The following is a 20434-nucleotide window of genomic DNA, read 5'->3' on the forward strand; positions in this document are numbered from 1 at the left end:
TGACAACGCGAGGCGGGGGCATCCCGGTCCGCCGTTGGAGGATGCTCACAGCGCACTTCGTCCGGCTTTGTCGCAGACCTACCATGGGGGCATCCCTACTTTCCTGGAGGAATGCCATGGTCGACGCTGCCGTCCGTCCTTCGACGACACCCGATGAAACGCCCGCGACCGCGCTCGCCCCGCAGATGGACGTCGCCCGAGTGAACGAGGCGCTGATGGGCACCTGGGGCGACGTACGCCGCCAGGCGCGCGAGATGATCAAGGACTCCGCATTCTGGCGCAAGGACGAGCTCGGCAAGGACGAGCACCGCGAGCGCGTGCTCAGCCAGCTGCACCTGCTGGTCGAGAACAAGGCCGTGCACCGCGCGTTCCCCAAGTCGCTCGGCGGCGAGGAGAACAACGGGGCGAACATCGCCGGCTTCGAAGAGCTCGTGGTCGCCGACCCGAGCCTGCAGATCAAGTCGGGCGTGCAGTGGGGTCTCTTCGGCTCGGCCGTGCTGCAGCTGGGCACGGCGGAGCACCACGAGAAGTGGCTCCCCGGCATCATGGACCTCTCCATCCCCGGCGCCTTCGCGATGACCGAGATCGGCCACGGCTCGGATGTGGCCGCCGTCGGGACGACCGCGACCTACGACGCGGCCACCGAGGAATTCGTCATCAACACCCCGTTCCGGGCCGCCACCAAGGAGTACCTCGGCAACGCGGCGCTGCACGGTGTCGCGGCGACCGTGTTCGCGCAGCTCATCACCAACGGCGTGAACCACGGTGTGCACTGCTTCTACGTCCCGCTGCGCGGTGACGACGGCAAGGACCTCCCCGGCATCGGCCGCGAGGACGACGGCCTCAAGGGCGGACTCAACGGCATCGACAACGGCCGCCTGTCGTTCGACCACGTGCGCATCCCGCGCACGAACCTGCTCAACCGCTACGGCGACGTCGCGGTCGACGGCACCTACTCGAGCGCGATCGACAGCCCCGGGCGTCGGTTCTTCACGATGCTGGGCACCCTGGTGCAGGGCCGCGTGTCCCTCGACGGTGCGGCATCCTGGGCATCCGCTCTGGGCCTGCACATCGCGATCACCTACGCCACCCAGCGTCGCCAGTTCGACGGCGCGGACGGGCAGGAGGTCGTGCTCATGGACTACGGCAAGCACCAACGTCGCCTGCTGCCGCGCCTGGCCACCACCTACGCGCAGATCTTCGCGCACGACGAGTTCCTGCAGAAGTTCGACGGCGTCTTCTCGGGTCGCACCGACACCCCGGCCGACCGCGAAGACCTCGAGACGCTCGCCGCAGCCCTCAAGCCGCTGTCGACCTGGCACGCGCTCGACACGCTGCAGGAGGCCCGCGAGGCCACCGGCGGTGCGGGCTTCATGTTCGAGAACCGTCTGGTGGGCCTGCGCGCCGACCTCGACATCTACGTCACGTTCGAGGGCGACAACAACGTGCTGCTGCAGCTCGTCGGCAAGCGTCTGCTGACCGACTACGCCAAGCAGTTCCAGGGCAAGGATGCGGCGGCGCTCGCCAAGTTCGCCGTGGGGATGACCGCGGGCAAGCTGTTCCACGGCGCCGGGCTCCGTCAGCTCGGCCAGGCCGTGTCCGACTTCGGGCAGGTGAGCCGCTCGGTCGAGCGAGGACTCCGTGAGGAGCAGCAGCATGATCTGCTCGCCGGACGCGTGCAGCAGATGGTCGCCGACATCGCCTCCCGCCTGCGTCCCGGCGCGAAGGACAAGGCTCTGGGCGCCCGCCTGTTCAACGAGAACCAGGCCGAGCTGATCGAGGCCGCGCGCGCCCACGGCGAACTGCTGCAGTGGGAGGCGTTCACCGACGCCGTGCACCAGATCGACGACGCCGACACCAAGAAGGTGCTCACGTGGCTGCGCGACCTGTTCGGGCTGCAGCTCATCGAGAAGCACCTCGCCTGGCACCTGATCAACGGACGCCTGTCGATGCAGCGCGCTGCCGCCGTGTCGAGCTACATCGACCGGCTGTGCGCGCGGCTGCGCCCTCATGCCCTCGACCTGGTGAACGCGTTCGGCTACGAGCCCGAGCACGTGCGGGCGCCGATCGCGAGCGGCATCGAGAAGCAGCGGCAGGACGAGGCCCGGGCGTACTACGCCGACCTCGCCGCCACCGGCAAGGCGCCGATCCAGGAGAAGGCGCTCAAGAAGAAGCAGCGCTGACCGTTCAGGTGCGGTTCATCTGTCGGGAGATCGTGCAAGGTGCAGGACGAATCCGCGCGATCCTCCCGACAGGTGTGCATCCTCCCGACAGGTGTACCGAGCGAGCCGGATGCTGACCGACTCCGGCGAGACCGTGCCGGTCAGGATGACCACTTCGTGAGGTCGATGCCGCGCTCCTCCGCCAGTGCCCGGAGGTGCTCGGCGGAGTCCGTCTCGACGCAGACGCACGCCTGCAATCCCGCGTCGTCCTCGTCGCGCAGCAGGTAGTAGCTGTTCGCGTCGGTCAGCAACTCTCCCGCGGCGTCGCGGAACAGCCATCGGACCTTCACGAGGACGAGTCGCTCGGACAGCGGGTTCGTGTCGAGGAGCTCGTGGCTGACGGAAGCGAGTCCGAGTTCGCGGTACAGAGGGTACGACTGCTTCAGCCCCGCGATCATCTCCTCCCGGGTGTCCAGGACGCCGGAGACCCGGTCATCCGCGATCATCCCGGGCGTCGACCACAGCGTCACCGCGGCCTCGGCGTCGAAATCCGACAGAGACGCTGCATAGCGGTCGAGGTACCCGTCGATGCGTTCGATGTCGATGCTCATGCGCCGAGGGTACGGAGTGCCCGCACGGACCGTCAGGGGCCTTGACGGACGGGGGGTGGACGTCCCTCACGGGTAGGACGGGCGGCCGGCGGTGCGTAGGGTGGATGCCGCCACCAGAAGAAGGAGTCCCCGTGACCCGCGTCCACGCCTACGCCGCACCCCGCGAAGCCGCCCCGCTGGAGAAGACCGTGATCGAGCGGCGGGAGCTCGGACCGCTCGACGTGCTCATCGACATCGCGTACGCCGGCATCTGCCACTCCGACATCCACACGGTGCGCGGCGACTGGGGGCCGCAGAGGTACCCGCTCGCACCCGGACACGAGATCACGGGAACCGTCGCGGCCGTGGGAGAGGCCGTGACCCGGCACGCGGTCGGCGACCGCGTCGGCGTCGGCTGCCTGGTGAACTCGTGCGGCGAGTGCCGCAACTGCCTGCGCGGTGAGGAGCAGTACTGCACCGAGGGCGCGGTGCAGACGTACGGCAGCACGGACCGCGACGGCACCGTCACGCAGGGCGGCTACTCCGAGCAGGTCGTGGCGACCGAGAAGTTCGTCCTGCGCATCCCGGATGCCCTGCCACTGGATGCCGCCGCGCCCCTGCTGTGCGCCGGCATCACGACGTACTCGCCGCTGCGGCACTGGAACGTCGGTCCGGGCACCCGCGTCGCGGTCGTCGGCCTCGGTGGGCTCGGGCACATGGGCGTGCAGATCGCGCACGCGCTCGGCGCCGAGGTCACCGTGCTCTCACAGACCCTGAACAAGAAGGACGACGGCCTGCGACTCGGCGCCGATCACTATCGGGCGACGAGCGATCCGACGACGTTCCGCGAGCTGCGTTCGTCGTTCGACGTGATCCTCAACACGGTGAGCGCGGTGATCGATGTGCGCTCCTACCTGAGCCTGCTGGACGTCGGCGGCGCGCTGGTGTGCGTCGGCGCTCCCGCCGAACCGCTGTCGGTCGGGGTCATGTCGCTCATCGGCGGACGCCGTTCGCTCGCCGGATCCAACATCGGCGGCATCGGCGAGACCCAGGAGATGCTCGACTTCTGCGCCGAGCACGGTCTCGCCGCCGAGATCGACGTGATCCCGGCATCCGAGATCAACGCCGCCTACGAGCGGGTGCTCGCCTCCGACGTGCGGTACCGGTTCGTGATCGACGCGGCCACCTTCGCCGACTGACGTCGGTGGGGGCCGATACGTTGACACGATGACCTCTCTTCTCACGGGCCCGGACGCCCGCGATCGCTGCGCCTGGGTGGGCGACGACGACGAGTACCGCCGCTACCACGACGAGGAGTGGGGCGTGCCCCTGCACGGCGACCGCGCACTGTTCGAGAAGATGGCGCTCGAGGGCTTCCAGGCCGGACTCTCGTGGATCACGATCCTGCGCAAGCGTCCGCGGTTCCGAGAGGTGTTCGCCGGCTTCGAGCCCGAGGCGGTGTCGGAGTTCGATGAGGCCGATGTCGAGCGACTCATGACGGATGCCGGCATCATCCGCAACCGCGCCAAGATCCTGGCGACCATCGGCAACGCCCGCCTCGTGCACGCGATGGCGCCGGGCGAGCTCGACGAGTTGATGTGGTCGTTCGCCCCGCCGGCATCCGGCACCCGTCCGGCGTCGTTCGCGGAGGTTCCGGCCGTCACCCCGGCATCGACGGCGATGAGCAAGGAACTGCGTCGACGAGGGTTCCGCTTCGTGGGGCCGACCACCATGTACGCCCTCATGCAGTCGGCCGGGATGGTCGACGATCACATCGCGGGATGCTGGCGCGCCTAGCAGGTTGCCGTGGGGAATTCTCCCCATCGAGCGGAATATCAGTGCACGGTTAGGATGTACGAGTGCTCAGCGGCCAGTCGGGCCCGCGCACGAGTAATCGGAGAGTGTGACCCTGGGGGGGAACCGGGCATGAAGGCCTTGTCATGGATGCGCGCGCGACCCAAGACGCTGGCGTCCGCCGCGGGCGTCACCGTCGGCGTCATCGCCATCACGACCATGGCCTTCACCTATGAGGGGTTCCCGACCACCAAGGTCGACCTGAACGACGGCGGCGTCTGGATCACCAAGACGTCGAGCCTGCTCGTCGGGCACTTCAACAACGAGTCCACGATCCTCGACGGCGGTCTGCGCACCACCAGCGAGAACTACGACATCCTCCAGGCCGCTGCCAACGTGCTCGTCGTCGACGAGAGCGCATCCACGGTCACGGCGATCGATCCGGCCAGGGTCTCGCTCGGCGACTCCACGATCATCCCCTCGTCCGCCAAGGTGGCGATGGGCGCCAACACGGCAGCCATCCTCGACGAGAAGTCCGGCGACCTCTGGGTCGTGCCGGTGCAGGGCATCGCCTCGTTCGAGATCGAGGCGGCCGAGCCCATCGTCGAACTCGGCGAGAACTCCGACGTGACGGTGGCCGAAGACGGCACCGTCTTCGCGCTCTCCGGAGAACGCGGCGAGGTCGTCACGGTCCCCGTCGACAACGAGGGTGCTCCCGGCGAGGCATCGGCCGCGTCGGTCGGCGAACTCGACCTGTCGGTGCGCCCCACCATCACCGCCGTCGGACGCACGCCGGTCGTGTTCGACGAGGCGGCCGGGGTCGTCACGACTCCCGGAGGCCTGCGCACCGAGCTCAAGGGCGCGGCGGACGCCGTGCTGCAGCAGGCGTCGGCCGAGACCGATGCCGTCGCGATCGCCACCCCGACGGCACTCGTGCGCGTCCCCCTCGACGGCGGTGAGCCGGAGCAGACCTCCGCGGGCGGCGACGGCACCGCGGCGGCGCCGGTCTGGCTCCGCGGCTGCACCTACGGGGCCTGGGCGGGATCGGCCACCTTCATCCGCGAATGCCCCGGCGACGGCAACGATGTGAACTCCCCGATCGACGGCGCCGAAGACTCCGCGAGCCTGACGTTCCGCGTCAACCGCGACGTGATCATCCTCAACGACGCGGTCGGCGGCGCCGCCTGGATGGCGAACGAGAGCCTGCAGCGCGTCGACAACTGGAACGACCTGACCCCGCCCGAGGGCGAGACGGAGAACCAGGAGGACTCGACCGAGGAGACGGTCGAGACCACGCTCCCGGAGCGCAGCGAGGAGAACACGCCTCCGATCGCCGAAGACGACTCGTACGGCGTGCGCCCCGGCGCCACGACGCTGCTCCCGGTGCTCGACAACGACAACGACCCCGACGGCGACGTGCTCGTCGCGGCGCTCGCCGAGGCGCAGCCCTCCATCGGCACCGTGCAGCCGATCAACAACGGCGGTTCGCTGCAGATCACCGTCGGCGAGGATGCCTCCGGCTCGGCCAGCTTCACGTACGAGGTCGACGACGGCCGCAAGGGCAAGGACACGGCGGTCGTGTCGCTCGCGGTGCACGACTGGAACGAGAACGCCGCCCCCACATCGAAGCGGAAGACCTCGCTCGCGGTCGAGACCGGCGGCACGATCTCGTACAACATCCTCCCGGACTGGATCGACCCCGACGGCGACGACATCTACCTGAAGGAGGTGCTCGCCGCCCCGGGCGACGAGGTCGACTTCAGCAAGGACGGTCAGATCACCTACAAGGCGACCGCGAGCCTGCAGGGGCGCAAAGACGTGCAGGTCACCGTCGCAGATGCCTTCGGCAAACTCGGCACCGCGAGCATCGCCCTCGACGTGCGTCCCCAGGGCTCGACCAACCCCAAGACCAACGCCGACCACGTGATCACGCGGGCCGGCGAGCAGGTCACCGTCGCGCCGACCGCGAACGACACCAGCACTTCGCGCGAGCAGTTGCGTCTGAGCCGGGTGCTCGACACCCCCGGCGCCACGATCGTCCCGAACACGGCCAACAAGACCTTCTCCTTCATGGCAGAGAAGCCGGGCGTCTACTACGTGCAGTATCAGGTGACGACGGGTCCGAAGAACGGCGAGGGCATCGTCCGCGTCGACGTGATGCCCGAGTCGGAGACCGACCTCCCACCCGTCGCCGTCCGCGACGTCGCACTGCTGCCCACCGGCGGCGACGTGCTGCTGGGCGTGCTCAACAACGACACCGACCCCGCCGGCGGCATCCTCGTCGTGCAGTCGGTCTCGTTGGAGCCGAGCAGCGGCATCTCGGTCTCGGTGCTCAATCACGAGACGCTGCGGATCACGGATCAGGGCGCGCTCGAGGAGCAGGTGCGCGTCAAGTACCGCATCTCGAACGGCTCCAAGTCGGCCGAGGGCGAGGTCGTGGTCATCCCGATCCCCGCGCCGGAGGAGCTCCTGCAGCCGATCGCCAACCCCGACACGGCGACCGTCCGCGTCGGTGATGTCGTGACGATCCCCGTGCTCGACAACGACACCCACCCCAGCGACGACGTCATGCACGTCGAACCCGAGCTCATCGAGCCGTTCGTCGACCCCGAAGACGGCGAGGCCTTCGTGTCGCAGGATGCGGTGCGCTTCAAGGCGGGCCCCGAGGCCAAGACCGTGTACCTCACGTACGAGGTCTCCGACTCGCGCCAGCAGAAGGCCGCCGGCTACGTCACGATCCAGATCCTCCCGATCGACGAGGAGAACAACGCGGCACCGCGTCCGCAGGATCTCGTCGCTCGCGCGCTCGCCGGCACCGAGGTGAACATCGCGGTGCCGCTCGACGGCATCGACACCGACGGCGACTCGGTCGAACTCGTCGGCATCGAGTCGAGCCCCACCAAGGGACGCATCACCAACGGGCCGAACTACTTCACCTACGAGGCCTCCGACGGAGCATCCGGTGTCGACGTGTTCAAGTACCGGGTGCGCGATCGGCTCGGCAAGGAGGGCATCGCCACCATCCGCGTCGGCATCGCTCCCACCGAGCAGACCAACCAGCCGCCCTACGCGGTGAAGGATGCGGTGGTGGTGCGACCCGGTCGCGAGATCGCCGTGCCCGTCCTCGCGAACGACTCCGACCCCGAGGGCGACAAGGTCTCGCTCCTCAAGGACGGCCTGGAGCTTCCCGACGGCCTGGAGGCGCGCGTCTCCGGTGACCGGGTGCTCGTGCAGGCGCCGAACGGCCCGACCGAGACCTCCCTGCAGTACACCGCCGTCGACGCGCGCGGCGCCGAAGCCACGGCGACGCTGCAGATCACGGTCGACGAGGATGTTCCGCTCCAGGCGCCGGTCGCCCGCGACGACCGCCTGCAGCCGGTGGACCTGAAAGACGGCGGCCTGAGCGCCGACCTGGAGATCCTCGCCAACGACGAGGACCCCGACGGCACCACCGACAGCCTCACCGTCGAGATCGGGGAGGGCGGCACGCAGCTCGAGAACGGCAAGGTGCGCGTCACCGTAACCGACGAGCTGCAGCTGATCCGCTACACCCTCGTCGACCGCGACGATCAGCGGGCATCGGCGTTCATCTTCGTGCCCTCGCGATCCGATCTGCGCCCGACGCTCACCTCGACGAAGCCGCTCGAAGTGGTCAGCGGCGAGACCGAGGAGATCCCGCTGTCGGAGTACGTCACCGTCGCCGGTGGTGGCGACGTGGTGATCACCGAGAAGGAGAGGATCAGCGCGAACCACGCCGACGGCGCCGACCTGCTCAAGGACGAGAGCACCCTCGTCTACACCTCGGCCAAGGGATTCTTCGGGCCGGACTCGCTCACCTTCGAGGTGACCGACGGCGACGGGCCCGACGACCCCGAGGGGCGCAAGGCCACCCTCAGCATCCCGATCAACGTGCTGCCGCCCGAGAACCAGCAGCCCACCTTCGTGCAGGGACAGGTCAACGTCGCGCCCGGAGAGCCGGCGACCTCGCTCGATCTGGCCGCCCTCACCGACGACCCCGACCCCGAAGACGAGGGCAAGCACGACTACTCCCTCGTCGGCGGCGAGGAGAAGGGCGTCTCCGCCCGGATCGACGGCGACGACAAGCTCGTCGTCGAGGCCGCATCGAACGCCAAGAAGGGCACCGCCGTCACGCTCAAGATCCGCATCTCCGACGGCACGACCGAACCGGTCGAGGGCACGGTCGAGGTCATGGTCACGGCCTCGACGAGGTCGATGCCGGCGGCGAACACCGACACGATCGCCGAGGCGGATGCGGGCAAGACCATCACCGTGCCCGCGCTCGCGAACGACTACAACCCGTTCCCCGAGACGCCCCTGAAGATCGTGACCGCGGTCGCGGAGTCGGGTTCCGGCGAGGTGACGTTCACGGACAGCGAGGTCACCGTCACGCCGAACGAGTCGTTCGTGGGAACGCTCGTGGTCCGCTACCGCATCCAAGATGCGACGCAGGATGCCGACCGCGAGGTCAACGGCCAGATCGTCGTCACCGTGCAGGATGTGCCGGATGCGCCCGGCGTCCCGGTCATCGCGAGCGTGCAGGACCGGACGGTCGTCGTGTCGTTCTCCGCACCCTCGAACAACGGCGCCGAGATCACGAAGTACACCGTGAAGTCGGTCGGCGGCAGCTCATACAGCAAGGAGTGCCAGTCCACGACCTGCACGCTCGACGGCCTGACCAACAACGTCGAGTACACCTTCCAGGCGACCGCGACCAACCGCGTCGGCGAGTCCGAACCGTCCGCGCTGTCGGCTCCCGCACGGCCAGACGCTCGTCCGGACACCCCGATCCCGCCGACCCTGGTCTTCGGCGACAAGTCGCTCAAGGTGGCGTGGACCACCCCGTCGACGCCGGGTTCCCCGGTCGACCGCTACACGCTCGAGATCTCGCCCGCGCCGCCCTCCGGCATCACGCAGAAGGAGGTCACGGGCAACTCCACCACGTGGGAGGGTCTCGAGAACGGCTCCGACTACCAGGTCAGGGTGCAGGCGCACAACAGGGCGCCCGACCCCTCCAGCTGGAGCGGCTGGTCGTCATCCGAGATCCCCGCCGGTCCTCCGCTTCCGGCATCGGCTCCGACCACGTCCGAGCTCGCGCCGGTCAACGGTCGCGCGCAGATGTCGGTGAACTGGGGCAATCAGGACAACAACGGCGACGCCATCCGGGGCTACCGACTCGAGGTGCTGCGGGGCGGCCAGGTCGTGGACACGATGACCCCCGGCCCGGAAGCCAGGAGCCAGACGGTCGTCGTCGACCCGTCGGAGACGGCGTACACCTACCGCATCCAGGCCTACAACAAGGCCGGTTGGGGTGAGATGAGCCCGCCCTCCGCGCCCCGACGCGGCGTGGTGCCGCCCGGAGCGCCGACGAGCCTGAAGGTCGTCGAGGAACGCGACCGTGCGCTGGTGATCGACTTCCGTCCGGGGTCGAGCGGTGGCGCGGGTTCTGGCGAGATCTTCTATGAGTACCGGCTGGACCGCGGCGGCTGGAACGCTCTGCCGGGCAACAAGACCATCGGCGGACTCACCAACGGCCACAACTACACCGTCGAGGTGCGGGCCGTCACTCGCCTCCTCACAACGGACTTCGCGGGGTCGAGCTACGCCGGCGCCGTCTCGAACGCCGCACAGGGCAACCCGCACGGGAAGCCGTCCGCGCCCGATGTGAGCGCGGAGTCGCTCGAGACGCAGGTGCGCCTGAACTGGAACGCGAACGGCTCGGCGAACGGACGCAACATCGACACGGTGCAGATCAGCGTCGACGGTGGCGGGTGGCAGAACGTCGGCATGTCCGGATCGGTCAATGTCGGCACCTACAGCGAACATCACACCATCAAGGCCCGAGCGAGGGACAACACCGGCGCGTGGTCGGACGAGAGCCCGACCAGGGGCGCCACCGCGAAGGACCGACCGCAACCGCGCTGGTGGGCGTCGCAGGGCCCGGACTCCCGCAACTGCAGCCCGGACACGTGCTACAAGTTGAACCTGAACACGGCGAACGTCCCCGCGGGCACGTACATGATCCGCTGCCTCGACAACGGGCAGCCGTACCGCTCGTCGTCCGGACAGACCTCGACCTACAACCGGTACAACGTGCCCGCCAACGGCACGATCACGCTCTCCTGCTGGCACGGCGGCATGGGCAGGACCCTGCAGGCCGATATCCAGGGCGTCGGTTGGTCCGAAGGCACCACGTGGCCGTAACGGCGGCGGCTCCCGGCACACGAACTCCCACACGACAAGGAACCCCACACTCATGACAATGACCCCCGAGCAGGCCGCCTGGTTCCAGGGCACCTTCCAGCGTCTGGTCGAGAACGTCGACAAGGCGGTGCAGGGCAAGAAGGAGATCGTCGGTCTGGTGATGGCGTCGATGCTCGCCGAGGGCCACGTGCTCCTCGAGGACGCGCCCGGCACCGGCAAGACGAGCCTCGCCAAGGCGCTCGCGGCGACCGTGCAGGGCACGAGCGCACGCATCCAGTTCACGCCCGACCTGCTGCCGTCCGACGTCACGGGTGTGACGATCTACGACCAGCAGTCGCACCGGTTCGAGTTCCACAAGGGACCGATCTTCGCGTCGATCGTGCTGGCCGACGAGATCAACCGTGCGTCGCCGAAGACGCAGTCGGCGCTGCTCGAGGTCATGGAGGAGTCGCGGGTCACGGTCGACGGCGTCACGCACGAGGCCGGGCGCCCGTTCCTCGTCATCGCCACGCAGAACCCGATCGAGCAGGCGGGAACCTACAAGCTCCCCGAGGCCCAGCTCGACCGCTTCCTGATCAAGACCTCCATCGGATACCCCGACCTCGCGGTCACGGAGAGCATCCTCGCCGGAGCATCCGATCGCAACCCGTCGGCCGGGCTCTCGGCGATCATCACGACGAGCGCCGTCGCGGACATGGCCGACCTCGCCGCCACCGTGCACGTGGAGCCGGCCGTGCTGCGCTACGTGGCGGAGCTGGCCGAGGCGACCCGTGAAGACGGCGCGATCCGCCTGGGCGTCTCGGTGCGTGGCGCGATCGCGATGATCCGCATCGCCAAGGTGTGGGCCGCAGCGCAGGGCCGCCACTTCGTGCTGCCCGACGACATCAAGGCCCTCGCACGACCGGTCTGGCAGCACCGTCTGCTGCTGGACGCCGAGGCGGAGTTCGCCGGTACGAGCAGCGACACCGTGATCGCCCGCGTGCTCGACGGCGTCGCGGCACCCCAGGCCCGAGCAGCGGCCTGATGACCGCGGAGGCTCTTCAGGCGGCGCCGCCGCAGACGGAACGCGACGCCGGATGGCGTGACGTCGCGGCCGTCATCGGCGCGCGCCTTCTGACGCGCCTCCGGAAGATCACCGCGGCGATCCGCCCGCTGGCCTGGGTGCTGATGGCCATCGCCGTCGGCTTCTGGGTGATCGGGCAGGTCGCCGGCTGGGCGGAGTTCACGATCGCGGCCGCGGTGATCGCGATCGCCGTCGGCGTCTGCGCGCTGTTCCTGATCGGACGCACCGCCTACGACGTCTCGCTCGACCTCGCCCGCACCCGCGTGGTCGTGGGGGAGCGCGCGGTCGGCGCACTCACCCTGGCCAACCGCGGCAGCAGAGCGATCCTGCCCTCGCGCGTGGTGCTCCCGGTCGGCTCCGGTCGCGGCGAGTTCGGCATCCAGCGCCTCGCACCGGGGGAGGAGGCGGAGGAGCTCTTCGCCATCCCCACCCAGCGGCGCGGTGTGGTCAAGGTCGGTCCGGTGAGCGTCGTCCGCGGCGACCCGCTCGGTCTCTTCGAGCGCGCGCACCGCCGTGACGATCCGGTCGACCTGTTCGTGCACCCGCGTACCGTGCTGTTCGACGGGCAGTCGCTCGGCTACCTGCGCGATCTCGAGGGGCTTCCGGCCGCGGATCTCTCCCGGGACGACGTCTCCTTCCACGCACTGCTCGAGTATCAGCCCGGCGACGACCTGCGCCACGTGCACTGGCGCTCGACCGCCCGTACGGGGACGATGATGGTCCGCCAGTACGAGGAGACCCGTCGCTCGCACTTCGTGATCGGTCTCTCACGCTCGGCGGGCGACTACGCCACCGACGACGACTTCGAGCTCGGCATCTCGGCGGCGGGCTCGATCGGTCTCCGGGCACTCCGCGACTCGCAGCGCGTCGACGTGCGCGTGCAGGGCCGCGAACTGCCCGCCGGCACCGGCAAGCAACTGCTGGACTCCCTCGCCGCGGTCGAGAACAGCAAGGCGAAGGAGGGCGGCATCGCCGATCTCGCCGGTATCGTCTCGGCGACCATGCCGCTGGCCAGCGTGGTGGTGCTCGTGTGCGGCTCCCGCGTGCCCTCCGACGACCTCCGCCTCGCCTGCTCGCGCCTGCCCTTCGGGGCCAAGGTGCTCGCGGTCGTCACCGACACGACCGCGACCGCGCCGACGCTGCGGCGCATCGGCGACGCCGACGTCGTCACGGTCGGCGCGCTCGAACAGGTTCCCCTCGCTCTGCAGAAGGTGCTCGCATGACCGCGCCCGCCACCGCGTCCGCCGTGTCCACCACGCTCGCCCCTCGTCGATGGATCCTCGACCTCGGGGCGACGGCGCTCCTGGTCGCGACGGCGATGGTGGGGTTCTGGCCCACCTTCGCGGGGCCCTCGTTCCTCCCGGCCGTCATCGGCGGCATCCTGCTCGGCCTCGCGATCGCGGCCGTCGCCACGTGGCGTCGCTGGGGCATCCTGATCATCGCGGGGCTCACCGTCGCCGCGTACTTCGTGTTCGGCGCGGCGTTCGCGCTGCCGCAGACCGCGATCCTCGGATTCATCCCCACCCTCGAGACGCTGCAGAAGCTCGCGCTCGGCACGGTCACGGCCTGGAAGCAGATGCTCACCACGGTCGCCCCCGTGGCGGCGGCCGACGGGCACCTGATCGTCCCGCTCCTGCTGGCGCTCGTGGTCACGACGCTCACCGCCTCGCTCGCGCTGCGCCTGTCGCAGGTCGCCTGGGCGCTGCTGCCGGCCGGCGTGCTGCTCATGCTCGTGATCGCACTCGGCACCCCGGAGCCGGCGTTCCCCCTCGTGCAGGGGCTCGTGTTCGCCGTCGTGAGCATGTCGTGGCTGGCCCTGCGTCAGCTCTGGGCGCCGCAGAACATGGCGGTCTCGGTGAGCGAGGTCGACCCGTCCCGCGCGGCGCACATGCGCACCCGGCGTCTGCTGGCCGGAGTCGCCGTGCTGGCCGTCGCGGGTGGGGCCGGCGTCGCCACGGCCGCCGTCGCGACCCCCGCACAGCCTCGGCACGTGTTCCGCGACGTGATCATCCCGCCGTTCGACATCCGCGACTACCCGAGCCCGCTGCAGGCGTTCCGCAAGAACGTGCGCGACGAGGCCGAGGAGACGCTGTTCACCGTGCAGGGTCTGCCCAAGGGCGCCCGCATCCGCACGGCCGTGATGGACCAGTTCGACGGCATGGTCTACAACGTCACCGACGGCGGCCCGACCTCGTCGAGCGCGTTCGCCCCGCTGCGGTCGAACATGGCGCCGGAGGCGGAAGGCGTCCCCGTCACGCTGAAGTTCGCGATCGACGAGTACCGCGGCGTGTGGATGCCGACGGCGGGAGAGCTGTCGGAGATCCGGTTCGACGGCGACCGCGCCGAAGACCTGCGCCGCGGCACCTTCGTCAACACGGTGACCGGCACCGCGGTGGCCACCCCGAAGCTGAGTGCGGGCGACGAGTACGTGGTCGACGCCGTGATGCCGAGCGAGCCCGACGACGAGCAGCTGGCCGAGGTGGCGTTCGGCAAGGTCGCGATGCCCAAGCCCAGCAACGTGCCGGAGGAGCTGACCTCCCTGGCCGCCGAGACCGTGGCGGGCGCCGAGACGCCGATCGAGCAGGTGCGGGCACTGGAGACCTTCCTCTCCGAGGGCGGCTTCTTCAGCCACGGCCTCGAGGGCGAGGTGCTGTCGCGTGCCGGCCACACCGCCGAGCGCATCTCGACGCTCGTGGGCGCCGACCAGATGATCGGCGACGATGAGCAGTACGCCGTGGCGATGGCCCTGCTCGCCGGACAGCTCGACATCCCCGCCCGCGTCGTCATGGGGTACTACCCCGACGACGAGCAGGCGGGGGAAGCGGTCTTCACCGCCACCGGCGACAACGTGCACGCCTGGGTCGAGGTCAACTTCGAGGGCGTCGGATGGATGACGTTCAACCCGACCCCGCCCGAGGACCAGGTCCCCAACGACCAGAACACCAAGCCCCGCGTCGACCCGAAGCCGCAGGTGCTGCAGCCCCCGCCCCCGCCGCAGGAGCCCGTGGACCTGCCGCCGACTCTGCCCGACGACCGCGAGTCGGAGGACGAGAGCCTGAACCTCGCCGGCATCATCGGCGCGATCCTGCTGATCGGCGGGATCTCGCTCGCGGTGATCGCCGTGCTCGCCTCGCCGTTCATCGTGATCGGTGCCTGGAAGGCCGCGAAGCGCCGTTCGCGTCGAGCCGCAGCCCGCACCTCCGACCGCATCAGCGGTGGCTGGGACGAGCTGACCGACCGCGCCGTCGACTACGGTGCGCGCCTGGCCCCCGGCGGCACCCGCATCGAGGAGGCCGCGGTCGTGGCATCCTCGCTCACCGTCCCGCAGGTCACCGCGCTGGCCGAGCGGGCCGACGCCGAGGTGTTCGGTCCGACGGAACCCAGCCCGCAGGACGTGGAGTCGTTCTGGCACGAGGTCGATGAGATCGTCGGCGGCCTCGGAGCGGAGGCCGGCTTCTGGAAGCGCACGAAGGCCCGGCTGAGCATGCGCTCCCTGCTCGGAGGCACAGCCATGTCGAACGGGTTGCAGAGTCTGAAGGATGCGGCGACCGCGCGCGTTCGCCGCGAACCTGGCACCATCAAGAACAGCACGACGCCCCCGTCCTCCGAGAGTGAGACCCCATGACGCAGCCCGCGCTCGATCAGATCGCGCCGATCTCCCGTCGCGCGGTCGCCTACGTCATCGACGCCCTGATCGCCGGCGGACTCGGCATCCTTCTCGGCGGCGGTCTGCTGCTCGCCTCGACGCTCTCGGGTGGGCTCGAGGCCTCGATCGCCGTGCTGCTCATCGGCGGCCCCGTCGTGAGCCTGGTGCTGCTCGCCTGGTTCGTCGTCTACACCGTCATGCAGGCCGGCAACGGCTCCATCGGCATGCGCGCGCAGGGGCTGCGGCTCGTGTCGGCGGCGGATGGGAGCCCGCTCGGCTTCGGGCGCGCCCTGCTGCGCAACATCATCTTCGGCCTCGCCGGAGCCATCGTCGTCGGCTACTTCAGCCCGCTGTTCGACGGCTCGGGCCGCTTCCAGGGCTGGCACGACAAGGTCGCGTCGTCGCTGATGCTCGACGCCAGGGTGGCCGCATCCGGCTGGTCGCCCGCCCCCGGTGCCGCGACGGCGTCGCGTGCGGATGCGTCGGCCAAGCCGCAGTCGGGCCTCTCGACGGTGCCCTCCGCGCCGGCGATCCCCGGGCTTCCGCAGCCGGCGGCTCCGTCTGCCGCGCCTGCGCCGGCACCCGCGGCGCCTCCTGCACCCGTGCCGCCCCGGCCCGCGGCTCCGGTCGCCGAGACCGGATCGCTGATCGCCTTCGTGCCCGGCATCACGCAGGACGCGCCCCCGCGCCCCGCCCCGCCCCTGGAGTCCGAGCTCGACGCGACGATCCAGCAGCATCCCTCACCTGCCGCCGCTCCGGCACCCGCAGCGCCGCCGGCACCTGCCGCAGCCCCGGTGTCCGTCGCCCCCGAACCGTCCGCGGTTCCCGTCCCCCCTGCACCTCCGGTGCCGCCCACGGCCGCTGCCGCGCCGGCTCCGCTTCCCGCTGCCGTCGCACCCGACGACGCGAACGACGATCCGGAGGTCACCAGGATCAGTGTTCCCGGGCACCGACTCGTCTTCACGTGGGACGACGGCACGCGCGTGCCCGTCTCTCGGCGCACCGTCTTCGGCCGCAATCCCTCCCCGGAAGAGGGCGCCACGATCGTGTCCGTGCGTGATGAGACGCTCTCGCTGTCGAAGACCCATTTCGAGGCCGCAGCCGAGACGTCCGGCGGTTGGGTGCTGGATCGGCACTCCACGAACGGCATGACCATCGTCCGAGACGGGCAGCGCATCGCGTGCCCGGCCGGGCAGCGCGTGCCTGTGCGTCTGGGAGACGCGATCGAGATAGGTGACCGCATCATGACGATCGGCGGCTACGCATGAGGGCCGGACTGATCGTCTCCACCGGGTCTGCGACGCATCCGGGGCTCCGTCGCCTGCTCAACGAGGATGCGCACCTCGCATCGGCGCCCGTCTTCCTCGTCGCCGATGGAATGGGCGGGCATGAGGCGGGCGAGCGTGCGAGTGCGGCGGTCATCGCCGAGTTCTCCCGCTACATCGGTCGTCCTGCGCTCGAACTCGACGACGTCCGGCAGGCGCTGTCGGTCTCGCGGACGAACGTCGAGGATCTGTCGACGTCGGGAAACGGCCGTGCGGGAACGACCCTCAGCGGCGTCGTCATCGCCTCGGTCGACGGCATGGGGTACTGGCTCGCGGTGAACATCGGCGATTCGCGGACCTACCGTCTGGCCGACGGCGAGCTCGAGCAGATCAGCGTCGACCACTCGGTGGTGCAGGAGCTGATCGAATCCGGTGAGCTCACCGCCGAGGATGCGATCTCCGACAGCCGCCGCAACATCATCACCCGGGCGATCGGCGCGAGCAGCACCGGAGATGCCGACTACTGGATGTTCCCCGCCGAGCTCGGCGACCGGATCATGGTGTGCTCCGACGGTCTCACCTCCGAGGTGCCGGATGCCCGCATCCGCGAGGTGCTGACCTCCGAGCCCGATCCGCAGAAGGCCGCAGAGATGCTGACCGACGACGCCGTCAACGCCGGCGGCCGGGACAACATCACCGTCATCGTCGTGGACGCCGTCTCGGTGGCGTCCAGGCCGGGGACGCTCATGGCCACCGACGACACGGATATCGACCTGGACACGCGTCCACGAGAAGCCGCAGCAGGAGGGGTTCGCTGATGCAGACCATCTACCGACCGGGACAGTGGTTCCTGATCGTCATCCCCGGCGCGCTCGTCGCGCTGCCCCCGGATGTCCCCGGCGACGTCGTCGGGCGCCTGTGGGAGCGGATGCCGGAGGAGAAGACGCTCGCCACCGTCGTCGACGTCCTGACGACGCATGTCGGCGGCTCGTTCACCGCACTGCCGTCCTTCGTCGCTGCGGTCGCCGAGGGAGCCGACCTCCGCATCGCGCTGCGCGGCGCCGTGTCGGCGCACGTCGAGTGCGCGACCGAGTCGATCGAGCTCTCCGGCGAGGATGTCACGACCTGGAACGAGCGCTTCCTCGGCGGCGCGACGAAGATCGAGATCACGGTGGAGACGGCGGCGGACGCCGATGGACTGCCCGTGCAGAGCGGCATCGTGCGGGCAGCGGGCGTGAGCGCCGAGCTCGAGCCGAGCGACGCCGAACCCCTGACCGCAGCGCTCGGACCCGCTCCGATCGTGGGTGAATCCGCGGCCGGCACCGCGGCGGCCGAGCTGGTCGCGGGGGAACCCGCGTCCCAGCCGGAGCCCGAGCCGGAGCCCGAGCCGGAGCCCGAGCCGGAGCCGGAGCCGGAGCCGGAGCCGGAGCCCGTCGAAGAACCGCTCCCTCCCATCGAAGACGTCTTCCTCCCGCCCACCGAGGTCACGCTCGCGCCTATCGTCGACGACGACTTCGATCAGCTGTGGGGGGCGACCGTGCACACCGGCGGGACCCCTCCTGTGGCCCCGCCGGCCCCGAGCGCTCCGGAGGGCGACCACGACGGGTCGACGGTCTCGGCCGCCGAACTCCGTGCGCTGCGTCAGCAGCCGCCGGCTCCGAACGACGCGCCGACCGAGGTGCTCGATGTGGCTGCAGCTCATGGCGCGGCAGCCGCGGGACGCATCCGCCTCTCCACCGGGCAGGTCGCTGCACTCGATCGCACCGTCATCATCGGGCGCCGCCCGCGTTCGACCCGTGCGTCAGGAGCGAACCTTCCGCACCTGATCGCGGTCGAGAGCCCGCAGCAGGACATCTCGCGCAGCCACCTGGAGGTGCGGCCCGAGGGCGACACGGTCGTGATCATCGACCTGCACACCACGAACGGCTCCACGCTGCTCCGGCCGGGTGCGGACCCGGTGCGTCTGCACCCCGGAGAGCAGACTCTCGTCCTCTCGGGCGACGTGGTGGATCTCGGCGACGGAGTGACCGTCGCGTTCGAGGATCTGCCGTGACCCGTCGTCCCTCGCCGCCGCCCGATCTGCCCGGCTTCACGTATGTGGAGCCGCTGGGGACCGGAGGGTTCGCCGATGTGTTCCTCTACGAGCAGGAGATGCCGCGCCGCCGCGTCGCGGTGAAGGTGCTGCTCGCCGACCGCATCTCGAGCAGCGCTGCGCAGGAGTTCGCCGACGAGGCGAACGTCATGGCGATGCTGTCCACGCATCCCGCGATCGTCACGATCTACCAGGCGGGTGTGGCCGGCGACGGGCGCCCGTACCTCGTGATGGAGTACTGTCCTCGGCCGAACCTCCAGATCCGCTCCCGCAAGGAGCCGTTCTCGGTCGCCGAGGCCCTGCGAGTCGGCATCCAGGTCGCCGGAGCGGTGGAGACCGCGCACCGTGCCGGAGTGCTGCACCGTGACATCAAGCCGGCGAACATCCTCGTCACCGAGTACAACCGCCCGGCGCTGACCGACTTCGGGATCGCGTCGACGACGGGGGCCACGGGCGAGGCGTCGGGCATGTCCATCCCGTGGTCGCCGCCCGAGTCCTTCGCCGAGCCGCCGCAGAGCGGACCGCGCACGGATGTCTGGGCGCTGGGAGCCACCCTCTACACGCTGCTGGCCGGCCGTTCGCCGTTCGAGCGTCCGGGGGAGCGGAACTCCAGTGCCGATCTGATCGAGCGCATCGAGCGTGCCGCGCTTCCCTCGCTGAAGCGACCGGATTCGCCGGAGAGCCTGCAGCGCCTCCTCGAACGGTCGATGGCCAAGAACGCGGACGATCGCTACCCCAGCGCGGTGGCGTTCGCGCGGGCGCTGCAGAAGGTGCAGATCGAACTCTCGCACTCGGTGACGCCGATCGACATCGTCGATGAGCACCCGCCGGCCGAAGAGCAGGAGGACGACGGCGACGGTCTCACCCGCGTGCGGGAGATCGTCAGCATCGACCCCGACCTGAACTCGTTCACGCGCCCCTCGGCCACGACGCAACGGAAGGAACCGCCGGCGGTGCTGTCGGGCGTCCCGCGCTTCGACGCTCCCGCACCCACGGAATCGGCCGTCGAGCAGACGCAGCTGCGCGCTCCCTCGGCTCCGGCGGTGGTGCCGCCCGCGCCAGGTGCCGAGGACCGCACGATCGCGCGCGCGCCGCGGGTCGTCGCCCCCGATGCCCCCGCTCCGGGCGCCTCCGCGCCGATCGCGCCCGCCTCGGCCGCACCGACAGCCGTTCCGACGCCGCCGCGCAGCCGCAAGGGCCTGTGGATCACTCTCGCCGCTGCCGCCGTCGTCGTCGTGATCGGAGCCGTCATCGGGATGAACGCCCTGGTGGCCGGCATCACGCCCGAGGCGCAGGAGACCGCAGAGGCGGTGGATCCGCAGGATGTCGGTACCGACATGGTGCCCAAGGTCGCCGATCTCGCCGGTACGCGCCAGGGCGATCAGGTGGTCTTCACCTGGACGAATGCGGCTCCACTCGAAGGCGACTCGTTCATCTGGTCCAAGGTCGAGGTCTCGGGAGAGGTCGTTCCGATCCAGACGACGGACGCGACCGCGACCGTTCCCGCCGAGGCGGAGACCGTCTGCATCGACGTGATGCTGCGGCGCGACGACGGTCGCGCCTCCGAGACGACGCGGGGGTGCGTGAAGTGAGCGGTGGA

General features: G+C 70.0%; 12 protein-coding genes. 11 read left to right on the plus strand and 1 reads right to left on the minus strand.

All coding sequences use genetic code 11. The annotated features are described in order from the left end of the window. Positions 1-116 precede the first annotated feature (116 nt). Entirely contained in the window at positions 117-2183 is a 2067-nt protein-coding gene (locus AC6CHX_RS10355; RefSeq protein ID WP_498272754.1) for an acyl-CoA dehydrogenase family protein, read from the plus strand. Positions 2184-2323: 140 nt separating this feature from the next. On the opposite strand, the gene AC6CHX_RS10360 is transcribed toward AC6CHX_RS10355, so the two are convergent. Next, a complete protein-coding gene (locus AC6CHX_RS10360) occupies positions 2324-2773 on the minus strand; it encodes a DUF6841 family protein (RefSeq protein ID WP_498272755.1) in 450 nt (149 codons plus the stop codon). A gap of 131 nt (positions 2774-2904) precedes the next feature. Here AC6CHX_RS10360 and AC6CHX_RS10365 point away from each other — a divergent pair, with 131 nt between their 5' ends. The 10 genes from AC6CHX_RS10365 (at position 2905) to AC6CHX_RS10410 (ending at position 20426) form a co-directional block, all read left to right on the plus strand. Further along, entirely contained in the window at positions 2905-3951 is a 1047-nt protein-coding gene (locus AC6CHX_RS10365; protein WP_498272756.1) for an NAD(P)-dependent alcohol dehydrogenase, read from the plus strand. Positions 3952-3979: 28 nt separating this feature from the next. Next, the gene (locus AC6CHX_RS10370) at positions 3980-4549 is read left to right on the plus strand and encodes a DNA-3-methyladenine glycosylase I (protein ID WP_498272757.1); all 570 of its coding nucleotides are present in this window, start codon (positions 3980-3982) and stop codon (positions 4547-4549) included. A 129-nt stretch (positions 4550-4678) separates the two neighbouring features. Then, positions 4679-10768, plus strand: coding sequence for an Ig-like domain-containing protein (locus AC6CHX_RS10375; RefSeq protein ID WP_498272758.1), 6090 nt, complete (start codon positions 4679-4681; stop codon positions 10766-10768). Positions 10769-10820: 52 nt separating this feature from the next. Beyond that, positions 10821-11792, plus strand: coding sequence for an AAA family ATPase (locus tag AC6CHX_RS10380; protein WP_029261313.1), 972 nt, complete (start codon positions 10821-10823; stop codon positions 11790-11792). Beyond that, positions 11792-13054 carry a DUF58 domain-containing protein gene (locus AC6CHX_RS10385; RefSeq protein ID WP_136040917.1) on the plus strand — a complete coding sequence of 421 codons (1263 nt, stop codon included), beginning with the start codon at positions 11792-11794 and terminating at the stop codon, positions 13052-13054. The genes AC6CHX_RS10380 and AC6CHX_RS10385 overlap by 1 nt, the downstream gene beginning before the upstream one ends. Further along, positions 13051-15456 (plus strand): transglutaminase-like domain-containing protein, encoded by a 2406-nt coding sequence (locus tag AC6CHX_RS10390; RefSeq protein WP_498272759.1) that lies wholly within the window; start codon positions 13051-13053, stop codon positions 15454-15456. The genes AC6CHX_RS10385 and AC6CHX_RS10390 overlap by 4 nt, the downstream gene beginning before the upstream one ends. Further along, positions 15453-16745, plus strand: a complete 1293-nt coding sequence (locus tag AC6CHX_RS10395; protein WP_498272760.1) for an RDD family protein — start codon at positions 15453-15455, stop codon at positions 16743-16745. The genes AC6CHX_RS10390 and AC6CHX_RS10395 overlap by 4 nt, the downstream gene beginning before the upstream one ends. After that, on the plus strand, positions 16742-17560 hold the full coding sequence (locus AC6CHX_RS10400) for a PP2C family protein-serine/threonine phosphatase (protein WP_452327120.1): 819 nt from the start codon (positions 16742-16744) through the stop codon (positions 17558-17560). The genes AC6CHX_RS10395 and AC6CHX_RS10400 overlap by 4 nt, the downstream gene beginning before the upstream one ends. Further along, on the plus strand, positions 17560-18795 hold the full coding sequence (locus AC6CHX_RS10405; protein ID WP_498272761.1) for an FHA domain-containing protein: 1236 nt from the start codon (positions 17560-17562) through the stop codon (positions 18793-18795). Before AC6CHX_RS10400 ends, AC6CHX_RS10405 begins: the two co-directional genes overlap by 1 nt. Next, a complete protein-coding gene (locus tag AC6CHX_RS10410; RefSeq protein WP_498272762.1) occupies positions 18792-20426 on the plus strand; it encodes a serine/threonine-protein kinase in 1635 nt (544 codons plus the stop codon). Before AC6CHX_RS10405 ends, AC6CHX_RS10410 begins: the two co-directional genes overlap by 4 nt. Positions 20427-20434 lie beyond the last annotated feature (8 nt).

It is taken from the genome of Microbacterium sp. GQ128 (genome assembly GCF_059758615.1).

Coding starts and splice junctions, on each gene's coding strand:
- AC6CHX_RS10360 (WP_498272755.1), bottom strand. CDS start 2,773: ATGAGCATCGACATCGAACGCATCGACGGGTACCTCGACCGCTATGCA.
- AC6CHX_RS10400 (WP_452327120.1), top strand. CDS start 16,742: ATGAGGGCCGGACTGATCGTCTCCACCGGGTCTGCGACGCATCCGGGG.
- AC6CHX_RS10380 (WP_029261313.1), top strand. CDS start 10,821: ATGACAATGACCCCCGAGCAGGCCGCCTGGTTCCAGGGCACCTTCCAG.
- AC6CHX_RS10355 (WP_498272754.1), top strand. CDS start 117: ATGGTCGACGCTGCCGTCCGTCCTTCGACGACACCCGATGAAACGCCC.
- AC6CHX_RS10375 (WP_498272758.1), top strand. CDS start 4,679: ATGAAGGCCTTGTCATGGATGCGCGCGCGACCCAAGACGCTGGCGTCC.
- AC6CHX_RS10370 (WP_498272757.1), top strand. CDS start 3,980: ATGACCTCTCTTCTCACGGGCCCGGACGCCCGCGATCGCTGCGCCTGG.
- AC6CHX_RS10390 (WP_498272759.1), top strand. CDS start 13,051: ATGACCGCGCCCGCCACCGCGTCCGCCGTGTCCACCACGCTCGCCCCT.
- AC6CHX_RS10405 (WP_498272761.1), top strand. CDS start 17,560: ATGCAGACCATCTACCGACCGGGACAGTGGTTCCTGATCGTCATCCCC.
- AC6CHX_RS10385 (WP_136040917.1), top strand. CDS start 11,792: ATGACCGCGGAGGCTCTTCAGGCGGCGCCGCCGCAGACGGAACGCGAC.
- AC6CHX_RS10395 (WP_498272760.1), top strand. CDS start 15,453: ATGACGCAGCCCGCGCTCGATCAGATCGCGCCGATCTCCCGTCGCGCG.